Origin of the sequence: Sulfuriflexus mobilis (genome assembly GCF_003967195.1) — a bacterium.
In the GTDB taxonomy this organism is placed as follows: domain Bacteria; phylum Pseudomonadota; class Gammaproteobacteria; order AKS1; family AKS1; genus Sulfuriflexus; species Sulfuriflexus mobilis.
This window is the reverse complement of sequence record NZ_AP018725.1, coordinates 1,289,629-1,307,639: the sequence shown is the minus strand read 5'-3', so window position 1 is coordinate 1,307,639 and position 18,011 is coordinate 1,289,629. Positions and strand designations below refer to the sequence as shown.

The following is an 18,011-nucleotide window of genomic DNA, read 5'->3' as shown; positions in this document are numbered from 1 at the left end:
TTGTGTCGGTTCGGTAATGAACCCAGTATCGAACATATATAAAACAGTTTACCTGCCCAGCAGACTGACGCAAGTCAAATCAAGCCGCGCCCTTGAATCCGCGCCCCAGCAGGTAGACTTCGCGTGACCGGGGCCGTGAGGCCTTCGGTTTACGAGACTGTACCTTGGTAAAAACCGCGCGCAGGCTACGTAAATAGTCATCAAAACCTTCGCCCTGAAACACCTTGACCAGTATATCGCCCCCCTCGCGGAGAACTTTACTCGCCAAATCCAGGGTTAATTCTGCCAAATACATGGCACGCGGCTGATCGACGCCGGACATACCACTCATATTGGGGGCCATATCCGACATTACAAGGTCTACCTTATCGTTATTGAGGGTATCCATCAGCCGCGCCATGACCTCGTCGTCACGAAAATCGCCTTCGATGATCTCCACCCCGCTGAGCGAGGACATCGGCAGGATATCCAGCGCAATCACCCGCCCTTTTTTGCCGACCAGGTTGGCCGCCAGCTGTGACCAGCCACCGGGGGCCGCGCCGAGGTCGACAATGCTCATACCCTGCTTGATAACATGGTCTTTTTCCTGAATTTCCAATAGCTTGTAGATGGCACGCGAGCGGTAGCCCTCCTTCTGGGCCATTTTCACGTATTCATCATCGAAATGTTCTTTTAACCAGCGGCTGCTGCTTTTACTGCGCGCCATATCTCTGTCCTGTTTAAGGCGCTATACTCTGCGCCCTGTTTTTTCGCTCACTCGGATGCTTATTGTATGTCACTTTCCAGCCAACAGATACGCCACCTGCGTGGCCTCGCCCACTCCCTGAAGGTGATCGTTAGCCTCGGTACCAAGGGCCTGACCGATAGTGTCGTCGAGGAGATCGACCATGCCCTGTCACGCCATGAGTTGCTGAAGGTTCGCGTCAATGTCGGTGACCGTGAGGTGCGTGATGAGATAATCGAGGAAATCATTCAACGCACCGAGGCTACGCTGGTTCAGCGCGTTGGTCATGTTGCTACCCTGTTCCGCCAGAACCCGGAAAGGCCAAAGGTCGATGTGGGGAAGAGATAATAAAGATTGATGATTGATGAATGATGAATGCCCAATTCGCTCAGTCAGGTAACACTCTTTTCGAACACCCCGCCGCACTTCATTCCCCCGGCAAGCCGCTGTAACATTCTCTATATAATTACGTGTTGTTAATCGTGTTGTGATGAATTAATGTGATCATTCAAATACAGGTTTCATCCATCACGTATCAGAACGAAGGTGGTTATGTCGAAATCTCAATTCGTGACAATTGATGGCAATCAGGCCGCGGCCAGCATTGCGCATCTCACCAATGAAGTCATTGCCATCTACCCGATCACCCCGGCCTCACCCATGGGTGAGTGGGCCGATGAGTGGTCATCGCGTCAACAGCCCAATTTATGGGGCACAGTCCCGGATATTATTGAGATGCAGAGTGAGGCCGGGGCAGCCGGTGCCATCCACGGCGCCCTGCAGGCGGGCGCACTGACAACCACCTTTACGGCCTCACAGGGATTGCTGTTGATGATCCCGAACATGTTCAAGATCGCGGGTGAACTCACCCCCACCGTTTTCCATGTCGCGGCACGTTCCGTCGCCGCACAGGCCTTATCGATCTTTGGCGACCATAGTGACGTCATGGCCGCACGCACAACCGGCTTTGCCTTTCTCGCCGCCAATTCACCGCAAGAGGTCATGGACTTCGCCCTGATTGCGCAGGCCTCTACACTGGCGTCGCGTATCCCCATTGTGCATTTCTTTGATGGCTTCAGGACCTCGCACGAGGTCGCAAAAATCGAATCCATTGATACGGAGGTTGTCAGACAACTGCTTGGTCATGAGCACATTGTTGAACATCGCAGACGTGCCCTGTCGCCCGAGCATCCTGTGCTACGGGGCAGTTCACAGAACCCCGATGTCTTTTTCCAGGCGCGCGAATCCGTCAATCCTTACTATCAGGAGATGCCCGCTAAAGTCCAGCAGGTCATGGATCAGTTTGCACAATTAACCGGTCGGCACTACAGGCTGTTTGATTATTTCGGTGCAGAGGATGCAGAGCGGGTGCTGATCATCATGGGCTCTGGCGCAGAGACCGTGCAAGAGACCGTAGACTATTTATGCACGCAGGGTGAAAAGCTTGGCCTGGTCAAGGTACGCCTGTTCAGGCCCTTCGATGCCGACGCACTCATCTCTGCGTTGCCGGCGAGTGTGAAAAAGATCGCCGTGCTGGATCGCACCAAAGAACCCGGCGCCGATGGCGAGCCCCTCTATAAAGATGTGCTGGTCGCGCTGGCACAATCTCACGGTAGCGGTGAGAGTCCATTCAAGAGCATGCCGCAGGTCGTCGGCGGGCGTTATGGCCTGTCCTCCAAGGAATTTACCCCGGCGATGGTCAAGGCCATCTTCGATGAACTGGCCCAGGAAAAACCCAAAAACCTTTTCACCATCGGTATCCATGACGATGTCACGCACAGCAGCCTGGACTGGCAAGCAGACTTTCGCACTGACGCGCACAAGAACACCTATCAGGCCATGTTCTATGGCCTGGGTAGCGATGGCACGGTGAGTGCGAACAAGAACAGTATCAAGATCATCGGCGAGAGTACCGATAAATATGTGCAGGGCTATTTTGTCTATGACTCCAAAAAATCGGGCGCGGTCACCGTTTCACATTTACGCTTTGGTGATGTCCCCATCCACTCAAGTTATTTAATAGACGATGGTGATGCCAATTTTGTTGCCTGTCATCAGCCGGTATTTCTTGAGCGTTATCCAATGCTGGATAAGGCCGCCGACAAGGCGATATTTTTGCTGAATACCCCGGCACCCTCAGAGGCCGTCTGGCAGACCCTGCCTAAGGGTATGCAGCAGCAGATTATCGATAAACATATCCGCCTATATTGTATAGACGCCTACAAGGTGGCCGACCTCACGGGGATGGACAAACGTATCAATACGATTATGCAAACCTGCTTCTTCTCCATCTCCGGGATACTGCCCAAAGACGAGGCCATCCAGTCGATCAAGCAGGCCGTTGAAAAGACCTATGGCAAAAAGGGCAAACGGCTGGTCGATTTTAACTTCCGCGCCATTGATGAAACACTCAAGAATCTGCACGAAGTCACCATTCCCGACGCAGCGGATAGTGAACGGGAAATTATCGATACTATCCCTGAGGCCGCACCGGCATTTGTCCGACAGGTCACGGGCGAGATTATCGCCGGTCGCGGCGATCAGATCCCAGTGAGCCTGTTCCCGGCCGACGGCAGTTACCCAACCGGTACCGCCGCCTATGAAAAACGCAACCTGGCACTGGAGATCCCGGAACTCGATCCGGCACTCTGTACCCAGTGCGGCAAATGCCCGCTGGTCTGCCCGCACGGCGTCATCCGCAGCAAGGTCTTTGATGAGGCATTGGTCTCAACGGCACCGGAAAGTTTTAAGTCCATGCCCATCAAGGGCAAGGACTATCCACAAAACCTGCACATGATTTATCAGGTGGCACCCGAGGATTGCACGGGCTGTGGGCTATGTGCCGACATTTGCCCCATCCATGACAAGAGCAACGTCAGTCACAAGGCCTTGAATATGGTGCCTTATACAAAGACCTTGCGCGAGCAGGAGAGGCATAACTGGGAATTTTTCCTCTCCCTGCCTGAGTATGATCGTGCCGTCGTCAAAACCGGCACCATCAAGGGTGCCATGCTGCTCCAGCCCTTGTTTGAATTTTCCGGTGCCTGCGAGGGCTGTGGCGAAACCCCCTACATCAAACTGGCCAGCCAGTTGTTTGGCGACCGCATGCTGGTGGCCAATGCCACCGGCTGTTCCTCTATCTATGGCGGTAACCTCCCGACAACACCCTGGGCAAAAAATGCACAGGGCCGAGGACCGGCGTGGTCGAACTCCCTGTTTGAAGACAATGCCGAGTTTGGTCTCGGCATGCGCCTGGCCGTCGACAGACAGCAACGTTATGCACGGGAATTATTAGAACGACTAAGTGGGGAGGTTAGTCCTGAACGCGTAACAGAAATATTAAACGCCGATGAATCGAATGAAGCAGGCATACAGCAACAGCGTGATCGCATTGAGAAACTGCGTGAACAATTAAAGACCATTGACAACCCCCTGGCACGGGAACTGGAGAGTGTTGCCGAAAACCTGTGCCGCAAGAGTGTCTGGATCATCGGCGGTGATGGCTGGGCCTATGATATTGGCTATGGTGGACTCGACCATGTGATGGCATCCGGTCGTGATGTGAACATCCTGGTACTGGATACCGAGGTGTATTCGAATACCGGCGGGCAAACCTCCAAGGCGACCCCGCGTGGCGCGGTGGCAAAGTTCTCTGCCGGGGGTAAACCCACACCGAAAAAAGACCTGGCCCTGCTGGCGATGGATTATGAAAATGTTTATGTCGCGCATGTCGCCTATGGCGCCAAGGACATACAAACGATTCATGCCTTTAATGAAGCCGAGGCCTATCCCGGGCCGTCGCTGATCATCGCCTATTCACCCTGTATTGCACACGGCATCGATTTAAAAAATAATCATATGCAGCAACAACTGGCCGTCGACAGTGGTCACTGGCCATTATTTCGCTACAACCCGCTGCAGGCCCAGCAGGGCAAAAACCCCCTGCACCTGGATAGTAAGGCCCCCTCTATCCCCTACCGGGACTTTGTCGAATCCGAGGTGCGTTTTAATATGCTCTGGCGCACCCATCCCGAGGTGGCCGAAAGGCTGCTTGAGCAATCACAACAGGATGTCCTGCATCGCTATCACTTTTACGAACAACTGGCCGGCCTGCCCTGGGATGATGGCGAACCGGTTCAACCCCCTCACCGTAAACTGGCGGCGGTAGTAAAGGCCCAGGCGGATGCAAAAAATGAGGAGCCGTCAGCATGATCGATTTAACGACAGACTATCTGGGGCTCAAGCTGGATAACCCACTGGTGCCCGCCTCCTCGCCGCTGACCGGCAACTTTGATGATGCCCGGCGACTGCAAGACGCCGGTGCCAGCGCCCTGGTACTGCCCTCCCTGTTTGAAGAGGTGGTCCACCATCAGCAAAAGCAACTTGAACAGTATGTCTACTCACAGGCCCTGGGCCATTACGAGGCGGATTCCTACCGGCCGGTGCCGGACGAGTATGCCGGCGACCTGGAGAACTACCTGGAACATATCCAGAGGCTAAAAACCACCCTGGACATACCGGTAATCGCGAGCCTGAACGGCATCTCCACCAGCGGCTGGATTGATTTCGGCAAGGACATGCAACAGGCCGGCGCCGATGCGTTGGAACTGAATGTCTATTATGTGGCCGCCGACCCGCACCAAAGCGGCGAAGAGGTAGAAAACAGATACCTGCAGCTGCTGACTGATTTGCGCGGACAGGTCAGTATCCCGGTGACCATGAAGCTGTCCTCGCAGTTTTCCTCCGTGGCCAACATAGTGAGCAAACTGCAACAGACCGGTGCGGCCGGCGTAGTCTTGTTCAACCGTTTCTATCAGCCGGATATTGACCTGGATACCCTAACCATAAAACCACGTATAAGCCTATCCAACCCGATGGAGTCATTGCTGCGCATTCGCTGGATCGCCCTGCTTCGCGGCCGTGTTGACCTGTCACTGGCCGCAACCGGTGGCTTCCATGATATTGATGCGATCCTCAAGGCCCTGCTGGCCGGTGCCGACGTGGTATACCTGTGCAGTGTCTTGCTGGAAAAAGGCCCGGCCTATTATGCCGAGCTATTGCAGCAACTTCGACTATGGCTGGAGGAACGTGAATACGAATCCGTCACGCAGATGCAAGGCAGCGTCAGCCAGGCCTGCGCCATCGACCCGGCGGCCTTTGAACACAGTAATTATTTTGATGTGATTAAGAGTTATAAAAAATAAAAACGATTAGTGAATGTTTCGATCAATCGAGTCTATCCCTATAATCTTTGACCTTGGATAATTTATGCTAGCCAGAACCGTTATTTGCCTGTTTCCCCTCATGCTCGGCCTGCCAGGCCATGCGCAAGCGATCGACCTGCGTTGTGAAGAACTGGCGGAGAATATGGTCGCCAGACTATCCAGCGAGGGGCTGATTGCCGGCTCGGCCGAGGCCGAATCACGTGCCAGGGCTATCAGCCTGGGGCTGTGTGCAGAAACACAGGCCTCGGCACGCCAACAACACGAGCAGGAAAAGGCCGTGGCGCTGGAGAACTGGTTGTTTGAACACCGGGCAGACAAGCCGGGCAACAGACGCCTGAGAAATCTCAAATAACAAAACTCCAGTCAGAGATATTGCTCTCTGCCTTGGGTTTTTTCAAAAGCCACTAATCGTCCACGATGTCAGGGGTAGGGGGAATGAAATCGCGATATGGCTTGCCGTCATTTTTTTCATATACCTGCATGACTGCATCTTGACAGAATGTTTTCGCGTAGGATCCCGCTATTGTGGTGGTTTTAGTCAAATTATCATTCGCGTCATCGCCAGACTTAAAAGTAAAAATAATTATTTTAGTGTCTTCTTTTGCCCCTTTCCAATAGCCGATGGAATCTAAGACCGTGAACCCATCAAATTTCGTCGACACTTGCTGCGCAACAAAGTTGGACCACAGGGTGTCTGTAACATAAAGCGCACCACATTTTTTATCGAGAGCAATATCCCTACCGAAAAATAGTCGAACATCGTATATTGCTTCTGCATCTGAATGTGCCAAAACGGAATAGAAGAGGCACAAAGCCGGTATGATAGCTAACAAGCGTCTATAATGGTCCCTGTTCATGAGTATTTCTCCATCTTAGATAAAAGGTCGTCATCATGTAAGACGGCTATGTAGGGACGACTGTGAATAAACCGCTGATGAACTGCAAAACATACGTCCAAAAGTTCACATAGAGCACCTGTGGAGTAAGTTAAGTAAATGGGATACCGGGTAAAAGAGGTCGGTGTCTGGTTCCAGCGCGCTAGCATCACGAGCATTACAAGGAAGCGGCTCTGGAAAATTAATTGTTTGAAAGATAAACCAGGCAACAGACTCCTAAGCAATTTATAATAAAAATTTGTGGAGAAAACCTATAGCAGCAGTAAATTGAGTCTAGACCTATCTGATCAGACTCGATTAAAGTTCTCGATCAACAAAGTATCCTTATTATTACAGAACGGAAAAATCTGTAGGCTATTCCTTAGCGGATGAAACAATCAAGACCAGCCCGGCAAGGCTGTTAACTAAAAATAGGATCGATGCGACACCGTGCAGTTTGCCAAACGTGGCCACGGCGACACTGCCCTCTGCGATCCCTGTGGCTTTTAGTTCTGCCATCATCGGTTGCAGGACAAACTGGCCGACACAGACGATGATGAGCATGAGTAGCAACACCGCGTGACGCCAGTGTTTCCAGCCGTGGCTGTAGGCACCGCCGATCAATAACAGGCCACCACAGGCGAGGCCGATGTAACTTATGGCGGTGAAGGTGTGACCGGCGAGCATACCGGCCAGTTGGCGGTCGTCGAGGACGTTGAAGAGGATTGGGGCGACGATGTAGCCGATGGCCCACATGCCACCGACCCAGAGGGTTAAAAGGGCGCGTTCACTGTAGGGGAAAAATTTCATACTTAATTTTAGACAGGATTAACTGGATTCACTTGATTAAACGTTATTCTTATTTATATATCGAAACAGGGGCTAAGTACATGGGTTCCGGGCCTGTGCTGGAATAACTTTACTGATAACGCTCTTAGCTAGTTATGCCCTCCCCTTCCAGGGGGAGGATCAGGGTAGGGGATCAGGCTTTACCCAGAAATAGATCCCCCTCCCCCTCGCCCCCTGATGGAACAATTAACCATTCGCCTAAGCTGTCAAACAACGACAGCCAAGGCGCTGGTTATCCCTCCAGGGGAGGGGGAATTTAGAAGTTAGATGTATTTTACTTCGAGGATTTCGTATTCGACCACGCCACCCGGGGTTTGCACGATGGCGACATCGTCGACTTCTTTGCCAATCAGGGCGCGTGCAATCGGAGAGCCAACCGAGATCAGGCCTTGCTTGATGTCGGCCTCGTCTTCACCGACGATGCGGTAGGTGACTTCATCACCGGTTTCGACATTGCTCAGTACGACGGTGGTGCCGAAGATGATCTTGCCACCGGGGTTGAGCTTGGTGACATCAATGATCTCGGCATTGGAGAGCTTGCCTTCGATATCAGCAATGCGGCCTTCGGCAAAACTCTGTTGCTCGCGCGCGGCATGGTACTCGGCATTTTCTTTCAGGTCGCCATGCTCACGGGCTGTGGCGATCGCCTGGATAATGCGCGGGCGCTCAACGGTTTTCAGTTGGTGTAATTCATCTTGCAGTTTCTTTGCACCGACAATGGTTAACGGAACCTTGTTACTCATGCCTTCAGCTCCTCATGTAATGTCTGCAGACGGTTTACTTCACCTTCGCATTCGTACTTCATTGCCTGGCAGAGCGCATCGGCACCGGCAATCGTGGTGGAATACGTGACCTTGTGCATCAGCGCCTCACGACGAATCGTAGAGGAATCAGCAATCGCCTGACGGCCTTCGGTGGTGTTCACAATGATCGCGATTTGATCATTTTTGATCATATCAACGATATGCGGGCGCCCCTGGCTGACCTTGTTAACACGTTTACATTCCAGGCCGGCGGCCTTAATGACTTCAACGGTACGACCTGTCCCGCTCAATGTAAAGCCGAGATCGGCCAGTTCCCTGGCAACCGCGACCACGGCCTGTTTGTCGGCATCACGGACACTGATAAAGGCCATGCCCTTGCGCGGCAGGGTCACACCGGCACCGAGGGAGGCCTTGGCAAAGGCCTCACCAAAGCTGCGGCCAACGCCCATGACCTCACCGGTGGATTTCATCTCCGGGCCGAGGATAGGGTCGACCCCCGGGAATTTCACAAACGGGAACACGGCCTCTTTTACCGAATAATACGGCGGTATGATTTCGCCGACCACGCCCTGCTCCGCCAGACTCTCACCAACCATGCAACGGGCGGCGATCTTGGCCAGGGAACGGCCGGTGGCCTTGGAGACAAACGGCACGGTACGTGAGGCGCGCGGGTTCACCTCGAGGATGTAGACATCATCACCCTGGATGGCAAACTGGGTGTTCATCAGGCCGACCACGCCGAGTTCCAGCGCCATGTCCTTGATCTGCTTGCGCACCTGTTCAGTGATGACTTCCGAGAGGTTGTATGGTGGCAGCGAACAGGCCGAGTCACCCGAGTGCACACCGGCTTGTTCAATGTGCTGCATGATGCCGCCAATGACGACGTCCTTGCCGTCACAGATGGCATCGACATCCAGCTCGACGGCGTCGTCGAGGAAACGGTCCAGCAGTACCGGCGACTCGTTCGAGACCTGCACGGCCTCTTTCATGTAACGGCGCAGTTCGTCTTCGTTATAGACGATCTCCATCGCCCGCCCACCGAGCACGTAGGAGGGACGCACCACCAAAGGGTAACCGATCTCTTCAGCCAGTTTTACGGCCTGTTCCGGCTCACGCGCGGTACGGTTGGGTGGCTGGCGCAGGCCGAGCTTGTCGATCATCTGCTGGAAACGCTCGCGGTCTTCGGCGCAGTCGATGGCATCCGGGCTGGTACCGACGATCGGTGCACCGGCGGCCTCGAGTGGACGGGCGAGTTTCAGGGGGGTCTGGCCACCGTACTGGACGATGACACCCTTCGGGTTTTCCTTGTGGATGACCTCGAGCACGTCTTCGAGTGTCAGCGGTTCAAAATACAGGCGGTCCGAGGTGTCATAATCGGTGGAGACGGTTTCCGGGTTACAGTTAACCATGATGGTTTCATAACCGGCATCGCGCATGGCGAAGGCGGCATGCACACAACAGTAGTCAAACTCGATACCCTGGCCGATACGGTTCGGACCGCCACCGAGTACCATGATCTTGTCATTGCCGCTCGGTTCCGCTTCGCACTCTTCTTCATAAGTGGAATACAGGTAGGCGGTGCTGGTCGCAAACTCGGCGGCACAGGTATCGACACGCTTATAGACCGGGCGCACATTCAGGCTGTGACGATGCGCACGCAGTTCGTTTTCCGTGGTGGCCATCAGACTGGCCAAGCGGCTGTCGGCAAAGCCCTTGCGCTTGAGTGCCTGCATGGCGCGTTGATCGAGTGATTTATGATCAACACCCTTGAGTGACTGTTCGGTTTTGATGAGGTCTTCGATCTGGGCAAGGAACCACGGGTCGATCTTGCAGATATCAAAAATTTCTTCCCTGGTCATACCGGCACGGAAGGCATCACCGACATACCAGAGACGATCGGCGCGTGGTGTCGCCATCTCCGCCTCGATGCGCTTGATGATACGACCATCATCGTCATCACCATCGAGGTCGACCATTTCGTTCAGACCATCGGTGCCGATCTCGAGACCGCGCAGGGCCTTCTGCAGCGATTCCTGGAAGGTCCGGCCAATGGCCATGACCTCACCCACCGATTTCATCTGTGTGGTCAGGCGGTCATCGGCCTTCGGGAATTTTTCAAAGGTAAATCTGGGGATCTTGGTGACAACATAATCAATACTCGGCTCGAACGAGGCCGGGGTGGCACCACCGGTGATCTCGTTCTGCAACTCATCGAGTGTGTAACCGATGGCCAGCTTGGCGGCGACCTTGGCGATCGGGAAGCCAGTGGCCTTTGAGGCCAGTGCCGAGGAACGCGATACACGCGGGTTCATCTCGATAATGATCATGCGACCATTTTCCGGATTGATCGCAAACTGGACGTTCGAGCCACCGGTATCGACGCCGATCTCGCGCAGTACGGCCAGCGAGGCGTCGCGCATGATCTGGTATTCCTTGTCGGTCAGGGTCAGTGCCGGGGCAACCGTGATCGAGTCACCGGTGTGCACGCCCATCGGGTCGAGGTTTTCAATCGAACAGATGATGATGCAGTTGTCCTTGTGGTCACGCACCACTTCCATCTCGTATTCTTTCCAGCCGAGAATGGATTCTTCGATCAACAGTTCGTTGGTTGGTGAGAGGTCCAGACCACGTTCACAGATCTCGACAAACTCTTCCTTGTTATAGGCGATACCCCCGCCACTGCCACCCATGGTAAAGGACGGACGAATAATGGTCGGGAAGCCTATCTGCACCTGTACCTGCAGGGCCTCTTCCATGCTGTGGGCGATGGCCGAGTTCGGCATGTCGAGGCCGATCTTGCGCATCGCGATACGAAACTTGTCACGGTCTTCGGCCTTGTCGATGGCCTCGCGCGAGGCGCCGACCATTTCCACGCCGTGTTTTTCCAGCACGCCTTCGCGCACCAGGTCCAGCGCACAGTTCAATGCGGTCTGGCCGCCCATGGTCGGCAGCAGGACATCGGGTTTTTCTTTTTCAATAATGCGTTCAACCGTCTGCCAGAGGATCGGTTCGATATAAATCGCATCGGCGGTTTCCGGGTCGGTCATGATGGTCGCCGGGTTCGAGTTCACCAGGATGACGCGATAGCCTTCCTCGCGCAGCGCCTTACAGGCCTGGGCACCGGAATAATCAAACTCACAGGCCTGACCGATAACGATCGGCCCGGCACCGATGATGAGAACGCTTTTTATGTCTGTACGCTTTGGCATAACTACTCTTAAAAATTTATCTGGCTTTTATCAAGTCAATAAAGTGATCAAACAATGGCGCCACATCGCGCGGACCCGGGCTCGCCTCGGGGTGGCCCTGGAAGCTGAAGGCCGGCTTGTCGGTACGATGAATGCCCTGCAACGAACCGTCAAACAGGGAACGGTGCGTGGTGCGCAGGTTAGCCGGCAGCGAGTCTTCGTCGACGGCGAAGCCGTGGTTCTGGCTCGTGATCATGACCACACCGGTGTCGACATCCTGCACCGGGTGGTTGGCGCCGTGATGACCGAACTTCATCTTCATGCTGCGGGCACCGGAGGCCAGCGCCAGTAACTGGTGGCCAAGGCAAATACCAAACACGGGGATGTCGGTCTCGAGCAGCTCACTGATAGCCGTAATCGCGTAATCACACGGCTCGGGGTCACCCGGGCCGTTGGAAAGGAAAATGCCATCCGGCTTCAGGGCCAGGACCTCGGCGGCCGGGGTCTGTGCCGGCACCACCGTCAGGCGGCAGCCGCGCTCGACCAACATGCGCAGGATGTTGTACTTGACGCCAAAGTCGAAGGCGACGACGTGGAAGGCCTGTGACCCGGGATCGACATCGCTGTAACCGTTTTCGAGTGCCCAGACATTTTGCTGCCAGCTGTAGGCCTTGTCGGTGGTGACCTCTTTGGCCAGGTCCATGCCCTTCAAACCGGGGAAGCCCTTGGCGGCGGCGATGGCGGCCTGTTCGTCAGAGGGGTTACCGGCGACAATGCAACCGCCCTGCGCACCCTTCTCGCGCAGGATGCGGGTCAGGCGGCGTGTGTCGATACCCGCAATCGCCACGACCTTATTCGCAACGAGGTAGTCTTGCAGGGATTGCTCGGCGCGCCAGCTGCTGTGCAGCAACGGCAGGTCGCGGATCACCAGGCCGGCGGCATGCACGGTGGCGGATTCAATGTCTTCGTTATTGGTGCCGGTGTTACCGACGTGGGAAGCTGTCAGGGTGACGATCTGACGGGCATAAGACGGGTCGGTGAGGATTTCCTGGTAGCCCGTCATCGAGGTGTTAAATACCACCTCGCCCGTGGTCTGCCCATCTATACCAATCGACTCGCCATAAAACAGGCTGCCGTCTTCAAGTGCCAATAAAGCGGGCTGGCGCACAGAACCTCCGTCCTCAGATATACGAAGCGGGAGGACTCTGTGAGAAGCCTCCCGCCTGAAAAAATGACTGGTCAAACGTGGTCAAACAGACTGTCCGACCGGGTTCGTATTCTAGCGCAAACGCCGCTTTGACGAAAGACGCAGGGGGCATTTTTTCACCGCAAACCGAGCACATCCTGCATATCAAACAGACCGCTGTCCTTGTCCATGAGCCATTTCGCCGCACGCACGGCGCCATTGGCAAAGGTCATGCGGCTGGAGGCCTTGTGCGTGATCTCGACACGCTCGCCGATATCGGCGAACAAGACCGTATGATCGCCGACGATATCGCCGGCGCGGATGGTCTCAAAACCGATGGTCTTGCGCTCACGCTCACCGGTCTGGCCCTCACGGCCGTAGACGGCACATGTTTTCAGGTCGCGGCCCAGTGCCTCGGCGACCACCTCGCCCATGCGCAACGCGGTCCCGGACGGGGCATCGATCTTGTGGCGGTGATGGGCCTCGATGACCTCGATATCGACCTCGTCGCCCATTACCCGTGCGGCCAGGTCAAGTAATTTAAAACACAGGTTGACGCCGACGCTCATATTTGGCGCAAAGACGATAGCGATATCCTCGGCAGCATCACGAATCGCGGCTTTACCGGCCGCATCAAAACCGGTGGTACCGATCACCATGCGCTTGCCTGCAGCGCGGCAGACCTTGATATTTTCGAGGGTCACCTCGGGGCGGGTAAAATCGATAAAGACATCGAAATCGCCGATGGCAGCCGCGAGGTCGTCGCCGACGCGGACCCCCAGGGTACCGATACCCGCCAGCTCACCGGCATCGGCACCGATCACCGAGCTACCGCTGCGCTCGATGGCGGTGGCCAGCTCGACGCCCTCGGCAGTGTGCCCGGCCTCAATCAGGGCACGGCCCATGCGACCGGCAGCACCGGTGATTGCGATTCTTGTCATGATATGAAAACCCACAGCTAGTTGAATTTTCTCAGAATACTATCAGGCTACAGGTCAATCAGCCAGTACCTGATTCTCTGGAAGGGAACGCAGAGGTCGCAGAGACGCAAAGTACGCAGAGAAAATATTAAATAAAATACTTCGGAGAAGTCATTAAATAAACCAACAACCTGGAGCACCTATCTATAACCCAATTTAGCGGGGTTATATTTTCATTTCCTTTGCGTTCTCTGCGTCTCTGCGCGATGTTCAGGATGAACAAGTGTCGCAAAGTGCAAGGACGCACGAGAGCGACCCTTTGCGTTTCTTACTCGATACGAATCAGTGCAACATCAAAATTTCATGTCATCAAAAAATTTCTTCACACCGCCGAGCCAGGAGGCGGTCTTTGGGCTGTGCTTGCCGTTACCCTTCAGGCTATCGCCGAACTCACGCAACAGTTCTTCCTGCTTGCCATTCAGCTTCACGGGAATTTCCACGGCAATAGCACAGAGCAAGTCACCCACGGCACCACCGCGTACCGGCTTCACGCCCTTGCCCTTCAGACGGAATACCTTGCCACTCTGTGAACCGGGCGGGATCTTTAATTTTACACGACCGCTCAAGGTCGGCACATCGAGCTCACCGCCGAGGGTGGCGGTGACCATATCGATCGGCACCTCACAGAGCAGGTTATTGTCATGGCGCTCAAAGATATCGTGTGGCTTAACCACCATCTGCACATACAGGTCACCCGGTGGGCCACCGTTCTCGCCGGCCTCACCTTCGCCTGAGAGACGAATACGATCACCGTTATCCACACCGGCCGGCACCTTCACCGACAGGGTCTTGTTTTCCTGCACCCGGCCCTGGCCATGGCAGCTTGAGCACGGGTGCTTGATCTGCTGGCCGCTACCGCGACAGTCCGGGCAGGTCTGTTGCACGGAGAAAAAGCCCTGCTGCATGCGTACCTGGCCATGCCCGGCACAGGTGCTACAGGTTTCCGGGCTCGTGCCCGGTTTGGCGCCGCTGCCACCACATGGCTCACACTTGACCAGGGTTGGCACACGGATCTTTACCGTCGTGCCCTTTACGGCATCTTCCAGGCTTAAGGTCAGGTTGTAACGCAGGTCGGCACCGCGGTAAGTCTGCGGGCCACTGCCACCGCCTCCACCGCCAAAACCCCCACCGAAGATGTCGCTGAAGATGTCGCTGAAGCTGGCCCCACCACCGTAGCCGCCCCCCCCGCCACCCATGGACGGATCGACCCCGGCATGACCAAACTGGTCATAGGCGGCACGCTTTTGCGGGTCGTTGAGGGTTTCGAAGGCCTCTTTGGCCTCTTTGAACTTTTCCTCTGATTCCTTGTTATCCGGGTTGCGATCCGGGTGATGCTTCATGGCCAGACGACGGTAAGCCTTCTTCAGCTCCGCCTCACTGACATTCTTTGCCACACCAAGAACTTCGTAAAAATCACGCTTTGCCATATAAATCAGCCGTAAAGATTAGGTTTTCAATATACATGCGAAAGCCCCAGAGACCAGGTCATCATTAAATAACCGGCCCCTGGAGCTTTTCACGACACCCGTACCTGCAGGGGTCTTATTTTTTCTTGTCGTCGTCGACTTCTTCGAACTCGGCGTCGACCACATCATCATCACCACTGGCCTGGGCACCGGTATCGGCTTTGCCTTCGGCGTCAGTACCACCTTGTTCGGCATACAGGCGTTCAGCCATCTTTCCCGAGACCTCGGTCAGGGCCGCGGTCTTGGCCTCAATCGCATCCTTGTCGTCACCCTTCATGGCTTCTTCAAGGTCCTTGATGGCGGCTTCGATGGTTTCCTTCTCGCCGTCTTCAAGTTTATCGTCACCCAGGTCGGCCATCGACTTCTTGACCGCGTGAATCATCTGGTCGGCCGTGTTACGCACAGTCACCAGTTCATGGAATTTCTTGTCTTCGTCGGCGTGTGCCTCAGCATCCGTGACCATACGTTCGATCTCTTCCTCAGACAAACCACTCGAGGCCTTGATGACAATCGACTGTTCCTTACCGGTGGCCTTATCTTTTGCCGAGACGTTAAGGATACCGTTGGCATCGATGTCGAAGTTCACTTCAATCTGCGGGGTACCGCGCGGGGCCGGTGGAATGTCGGCCAGGTCGAAGCGACCCAGTGACTTGTTCGCCGCGGCCTGTTCACGTTCACCCTGCAACACGTGTACGGTCACCGCGGTCTGGTTGTCGTCGGCCGTCGAGAAGGTCTGACCAGCCTTGGTCGGGATGGTGGTGTTCTTCTCGATGAGCTTGGTCATCACGCCACCCATGGTTTCGATACCGAGTGACAGCGGTGTGACATCCAGCAACAGCACGTCGGTCACACTACCACCGAGCACACCGCCCTGAATCGCGGCACCCATGGCCACAGCCTCATCCGGATTCACGTCATGACGGGGTTCCTTACCAAAGAAGGCCTGCACGGCTTCCTGGACCTTCGGCATACGGGTCTGGCCACCGACGAGGATGACATCATCCACTTCTGAGGCTGACAGGCCGGCATCCTTCAGGGCCTGCTTGCAGGGTGCGATAGTACGTTGAATCAGTTCATCGACCAGTGACTCCAGCTTGGCACGGGTGATCTTGATGTTCAGGTGCTTCGGACCACTCGCATCTGCGGTAACGTATGGCAGGTTGACGTCGGTCTGGCTGGCTGAAGACAGTTCGATCTTGGCCTTCTCAGCGGCTTCCTTCAGACGCTGCAGGGCCAACGGGTCATTGTGCAGGTCGATACCACTGTCTTTCTTGAACTCGTCAGAGAGGTAATCGATCAGGCGCATGTCAAAGTCTTCACCACCGAGGAAGGTGTCACCGTTGGTAGACAGCACTTCGATCTGCTGCTCACCGTCGATGTCGGCCAGTTCGATAATCGAGACATCGAAGGTACCACCACCGAGGTCATAGACGGCAACCTTGGCATCGCCACGCTTCTTGTCCATGCCATAGGCCAGTGCGGCCGCGGTAGGTTCGTTGATAATGCGCTTCACATCCAGACCGGCGATCTTGCCGGCGTCCTTGGTGGCCTGACGCTGTGAGTCGTTGAAGTAGGCCGGCACCGTGATCACCGCCTCGGTGACTGGCTCGCCGAGGAAATCTTCGGCGGTCTTTTTCATTTTCATGAGCACGCGGGCTGAGACTTCAGGCGGCGCCATCTTGTTGCCATGCGCCTCGACCCAGGCATCACCGTTGTCGGCCTTGATGATCTTGTAAGGCACCATGGAGATATCTTTCTGTACCTCGGCGTCTTCAAACTTACGACCAATAAGGCGCTTGACGGCGAACAGGGTGTTTGCCGGATTGGTCACGGCCTGGCGTTTGGCGGACTGGCCCACCAGGACTTCATTGTCTTCGGTAAAGGCAACAATAGAGGGGGTGGTGCGATCACCTTCGGCATTTTCAATCACGCGTGTTTCTTTACCATCCATCACTGCCACGCAGGAGTTGGTGGTGCCGAGGTCGATTCCGATAATCTTGCCCATGTTGAGTATCTCCGTAAATGTTCTGTAAAACTGTAAAAGTTTGAATAAATCAGTATCTGCTTATGGATATGGGGGTAGTGCAGATAAGTTCAAGTATTCCCCGTAAAATTCTTTACCCGCTCCATGTTTATACCGAAGGGTTATGCCACGGGGGCCTTGGAAACCACGACCATGGCCGGGCGCACCAGACGCTCGTTGAGGACATAGCCCTTTTGCATCACTGCCAGTACGGTATTCGGCTCGGCATCGGCGGTTTCCTGCATGCTCATGGCCTGATGGAATTCCGGGTTAAAGGCCTCGTTCTGCGGGTTGACGGCGGTGACACCCATCTTTTCCAGTACCGACTGGAACATCTTCAGGGTCAGCCCCATGCCCTCGAGCAGTGGCGCCACGGCCTCGTCCTCGGCATTGGCGGCGTCCATACCCAGTTCCATGCTGTCCATGACCGGCAGCAGTTCGTTAACGAATTTTTCCAGGCCAAATTTATGTGCGTTTTGCACATCGCGCTCGGCGCGGCGACGCAGATTTTCCAGCTCGGCCTGGGTACGCAGATAGAGATTCCAGTGCTCATCGGCCTTGGCGCGGGCATCTTCGAGTAACATGAGGTGGTCCTGTTCACCCTGCCCGGTGGTATTTCCGGTTTCGGCAGACTCGGCAGCGGTGGTATTTTCTTCCTGTTCGATTGGGTTGGCGGCGTTTTCGTTATCGCTCATTCGTTTTTCGCTCCAAAACTGCAAAATTCGTCAAAA

14 protein-coding genes are annotated in these 18,011 nt (G+C 55.1%); 4 read left to right on the top strand and 10 right to left on the bottom strand.

The window, feature by feature from the left end:
* Positions 1–79: 79 nt before the first annotated feature.
* The gene (gene rlmE / locus EL386_RS06560) at positions 80–706 is read right to left on the bottom strand and encodes a 23S rRNA (uridine(2552)-2'-O)-methyltransferase RlmE (RefSeq protein ID WP_126454600.1); all 627 of its coding nucleotides are present in this window, start codon (positions 704–706) and stop codon (positions 80–82) included.
* A gap of 66 nt (positions 707–772) precedes the next feature.
* Here rlmE and yhbY point away from each other — a divergent pair, with 66 nt between their 5' ends.
* The 4 genes from yhbY to EL386_RS06540 all read left to right on the top strand — a co-directional run bounded on the left by yhbY (position 773) and on the right by EL386_RS06540 (position 6,301).
* Positions 773–1,072 (top strand): ribosome assembly RNA-binding protein YhbY, encoded by a 300-nt coding sequence (gene yhbY / locus EL386_RS06555; protein WP_126454598.1) that lies wholly within the window; start codon positions 773–775, stop codon positions 1,070–1,072.
* A 204-nt stretch (positions 1,073–1,276) separates the two neighbouring features.
* Positions 1,277–4,936 carry a pyruvate:ferredoxin (flavodoxin) oxidoreductase gene (gene nifJ, locus EL386_RS06550; RefSeq protein ID WP_126454596.1) on the top strand — a complete coding sequence of 1,220 codons (3,660 nt, stop codon included), beginning with the start codon at positions 1,277–1,279 and terminating at the stop codon, positions 4,934–4,936.
* Positions 4,933–5,928, top strand: a complete 996-nt coding sequence (locus EL386_RS06545; RefSeq protein ID WP_126454594.1) for a dihydroorotate dehydrogenase-like protein — start codon at positions 4,933–4,935, stop codon at positions 5,926–5,928. Before nifJ ends, EL386_RS06545 begins: the two co-directional genes overlap by 4 nt.
* 64 nt (positions 5,929–5,992) lie before the next feature.
* A complete protein-coding gene (locus tag EL386_RS06540) occupies positions 5,993–6,301 on the top strand; it encodes a hypothetical protein (protein WP_126454593.1) in 309 nt (102 codons plus the stop codon).
* Between the two features lie 52 nt (positions 6,302–6,353).
* Here EL386_RS06540 and EL386_RS06535 read toward each other — a convergent pair whose 3' ends face one another.
* The 9 genes from EL386_RS06535 to grpE all read right to left on the bottom strand — a co-directional run bounded on the left by EL386_RS06535 (position 6,354) and on the right by grpE (position 17,975).
* Positions 6,354–6,806 carry a DUF3574 domain-containing protein gene (locus EL386_RS06535; RefSeq protein WP_126454591.1) on the bottom strand — a complete coding sequence of 151 codons (453 nt, stop codon included), beginning with the start codon at positions 6,804–6,806 and terminating at the stop codon, positions 6,354–6,356.
* A 393-nt stretch (positions 6,807–7,199) separates the two neighbouring features.
* Positions 7,200–7,634, bottom strand: coding sequence for a DUF4149 domain-containing protein (locus EL386_RS06530; RefSeq protein ID WP_126454589.1), 435 nt, complete (start codon positions 7,632–7,634; stop codon positions 7,200–7,202).
* Positions 7,635–7,936: 302 nt separating this feature from the next.
* Entirely contained in the window at positions 7,937–8,416 is a 480-nt protein-coding gene (greA, locus tag EL386_RS06525) for a transcription elongation factor GreA (protein ID WP_126454587.1), read from the bottom strand.
* A complete protein-coding gene (gene carB / locus EL386_RS06520) occupies positions 8,413–11,646 on the bottom strand; it encodes a carbamoyl-phosphate synthase large subunit (RefSeq protein ID WP_126454585.1) in 3,234 nt (1,077 codons plus the stop codon). Before carB ends, greA begins: the two co-directional genes overlap by 4 nt.
* Positions 11,647–11,662: 16 nt before the next feature.
* A complete protein-coding gene (gene carA, locus EL386_RS06515) occupies positions 11,663–12,793 on the bottom strand; it encodes a glutamine-hydrolyzing carbamoyl-phosphate synthase small subunit (RefSeq protein ID WP_126454583.1) in 1,131 nt (376 codons plus the stop codon).
* 155 nt (positions 12,794–12,948) lie between these two features.
* Positions 12,949–13,752, bottom strand: a complete 804-nt coding sequence (gene dapB / locus EL386_RS06510) for a 4-hydroxy-tetrahydrodipicolinate reductase (protein WP_126454581.1) — start codon at positions 13,750–13,752, stop codon at positions 12,949–12,951.
* A 332-nt stretch (positions 13,753–14,084) separates the two neighbouring features.
* On the bottom strand, positions 14,085–15,218 hold the full coding sequence (gene dnaJ / locus EL386_RS06505) for a molecular chaperone DnaJ (RefSeq protein ID WP_126454579.1): 1,134 nt from the start codon (positions 15,216–15,218) through the stop codon (positions 14,085–14,087).
* Positions 15,219–15,333: 115 nt separating this feature from the next.
* Complete coding sequence (dnaK, locus tag EL386_RS06500; protein ID WP_126454577.1) at positions 15,334–17,262, bottom strand: molecular chaperone DnaK; 1,929 nt, start codon at positions 17,260–17,262, stop codon at positions 15,334–15,336.
* Between the two features lie 140 nt (positions 17,263–17,402).
* Positions 17,403–17,975, bottom strand: a complete 573-nt coding sequence (gene grpE / locus EL386_RS06495) for a nucleotide exchange factor GrpE (protein WP_126454575.1) — start codon at positions 17,973–17,975, stop codon at positions 17,403–17,405.
* Positions 17,976–18,011: the final 36 nt, after the last annotated feature.

Coding starts and splice junctions, on each gene's coding strand:
- rlmE (WP_126454600.1), bottom strand. CDS start 706: ATGGCGCGCAGTAAAAGCAGCAGCCGCTGGTTAAAAGAACATTTCGAT.
- yhbY (WP_126454598.1), top strand. CDS start 773: ATGTCACTTTCCAGCCAACAGATACGCCACCTGCGTGGCCTCGCCCAC.
- nifJ (WP_126454596.1), top strand. CDS start 1,277: ATGTCGAAATCTCAATTCGTGACAATTGATGGCAATCAGGCCGCGGCC.
- EL386_RS06545 (WP_126454594.1), top strand. CDS start 4,933: ATGATCGATTTAACGACAGACTATCTGGGGCTCAAGCTGGATAACCCA.
- EL386_RS06540 (WP_126454593.1), top strand. CDS start 5,993: ATGCTAGCCAGAACCGTTATTTGCCTGTTTCCCCTCATGCTCGGCCTG.
- EL386_RS06535 (WP_126454591.1), bottom strand. CDS start 6,806: ATGAACAGGGACCATTATAGACGCTTGTTAGCTATCATACCGGCTTTG.
- EL386_RS06530 (WP_126454589.1), bottom strand. CDS start 7,634: ATGAAATTTTTCCCCTACAGTGAACGCGCCCTTTTAACCCTCTGGGTC.
- greA (WP_126454587.1), bottom strand. CDS start 8,416: ATGAGTAACAAGGTTCCGTTAACCATTGTCGGTGCAAAGAAACTGCAA.
- carB (WP_126454585.1), bottom strand. CDS start 11,646: ATGCCAAAGCGTACAGACATAAAAAGCGTTCTCATCATCGGTGCCGGG.
- dapB (WP_126454581.1), bottom strand. CDS start 13,752: ATGACAAGAATCGCAATCACCGGTGCTGCCGGTCGCATGGGCCGTGCC.
- dnaJ (WP_126454579.1), bottom strand. CDS start 15,218: ATGGCAAAGCGTGATTTTTACGAAGTTCTTGGTGTGGCAAAGAATGTC.
- dnaK (WP_126454577.1), bottom strand. CDS start 17,262: ATGGGCAAGATTATCGGAATCGACCTCGGCACCACCAACTCCTGCGTG.
- grpE (WP_126454575.1), bottom strand. CDS start 17,975: ATGAGCGATAACGAAAACGCCGCCAACCCAATCGAACAGGAAGAAAAT.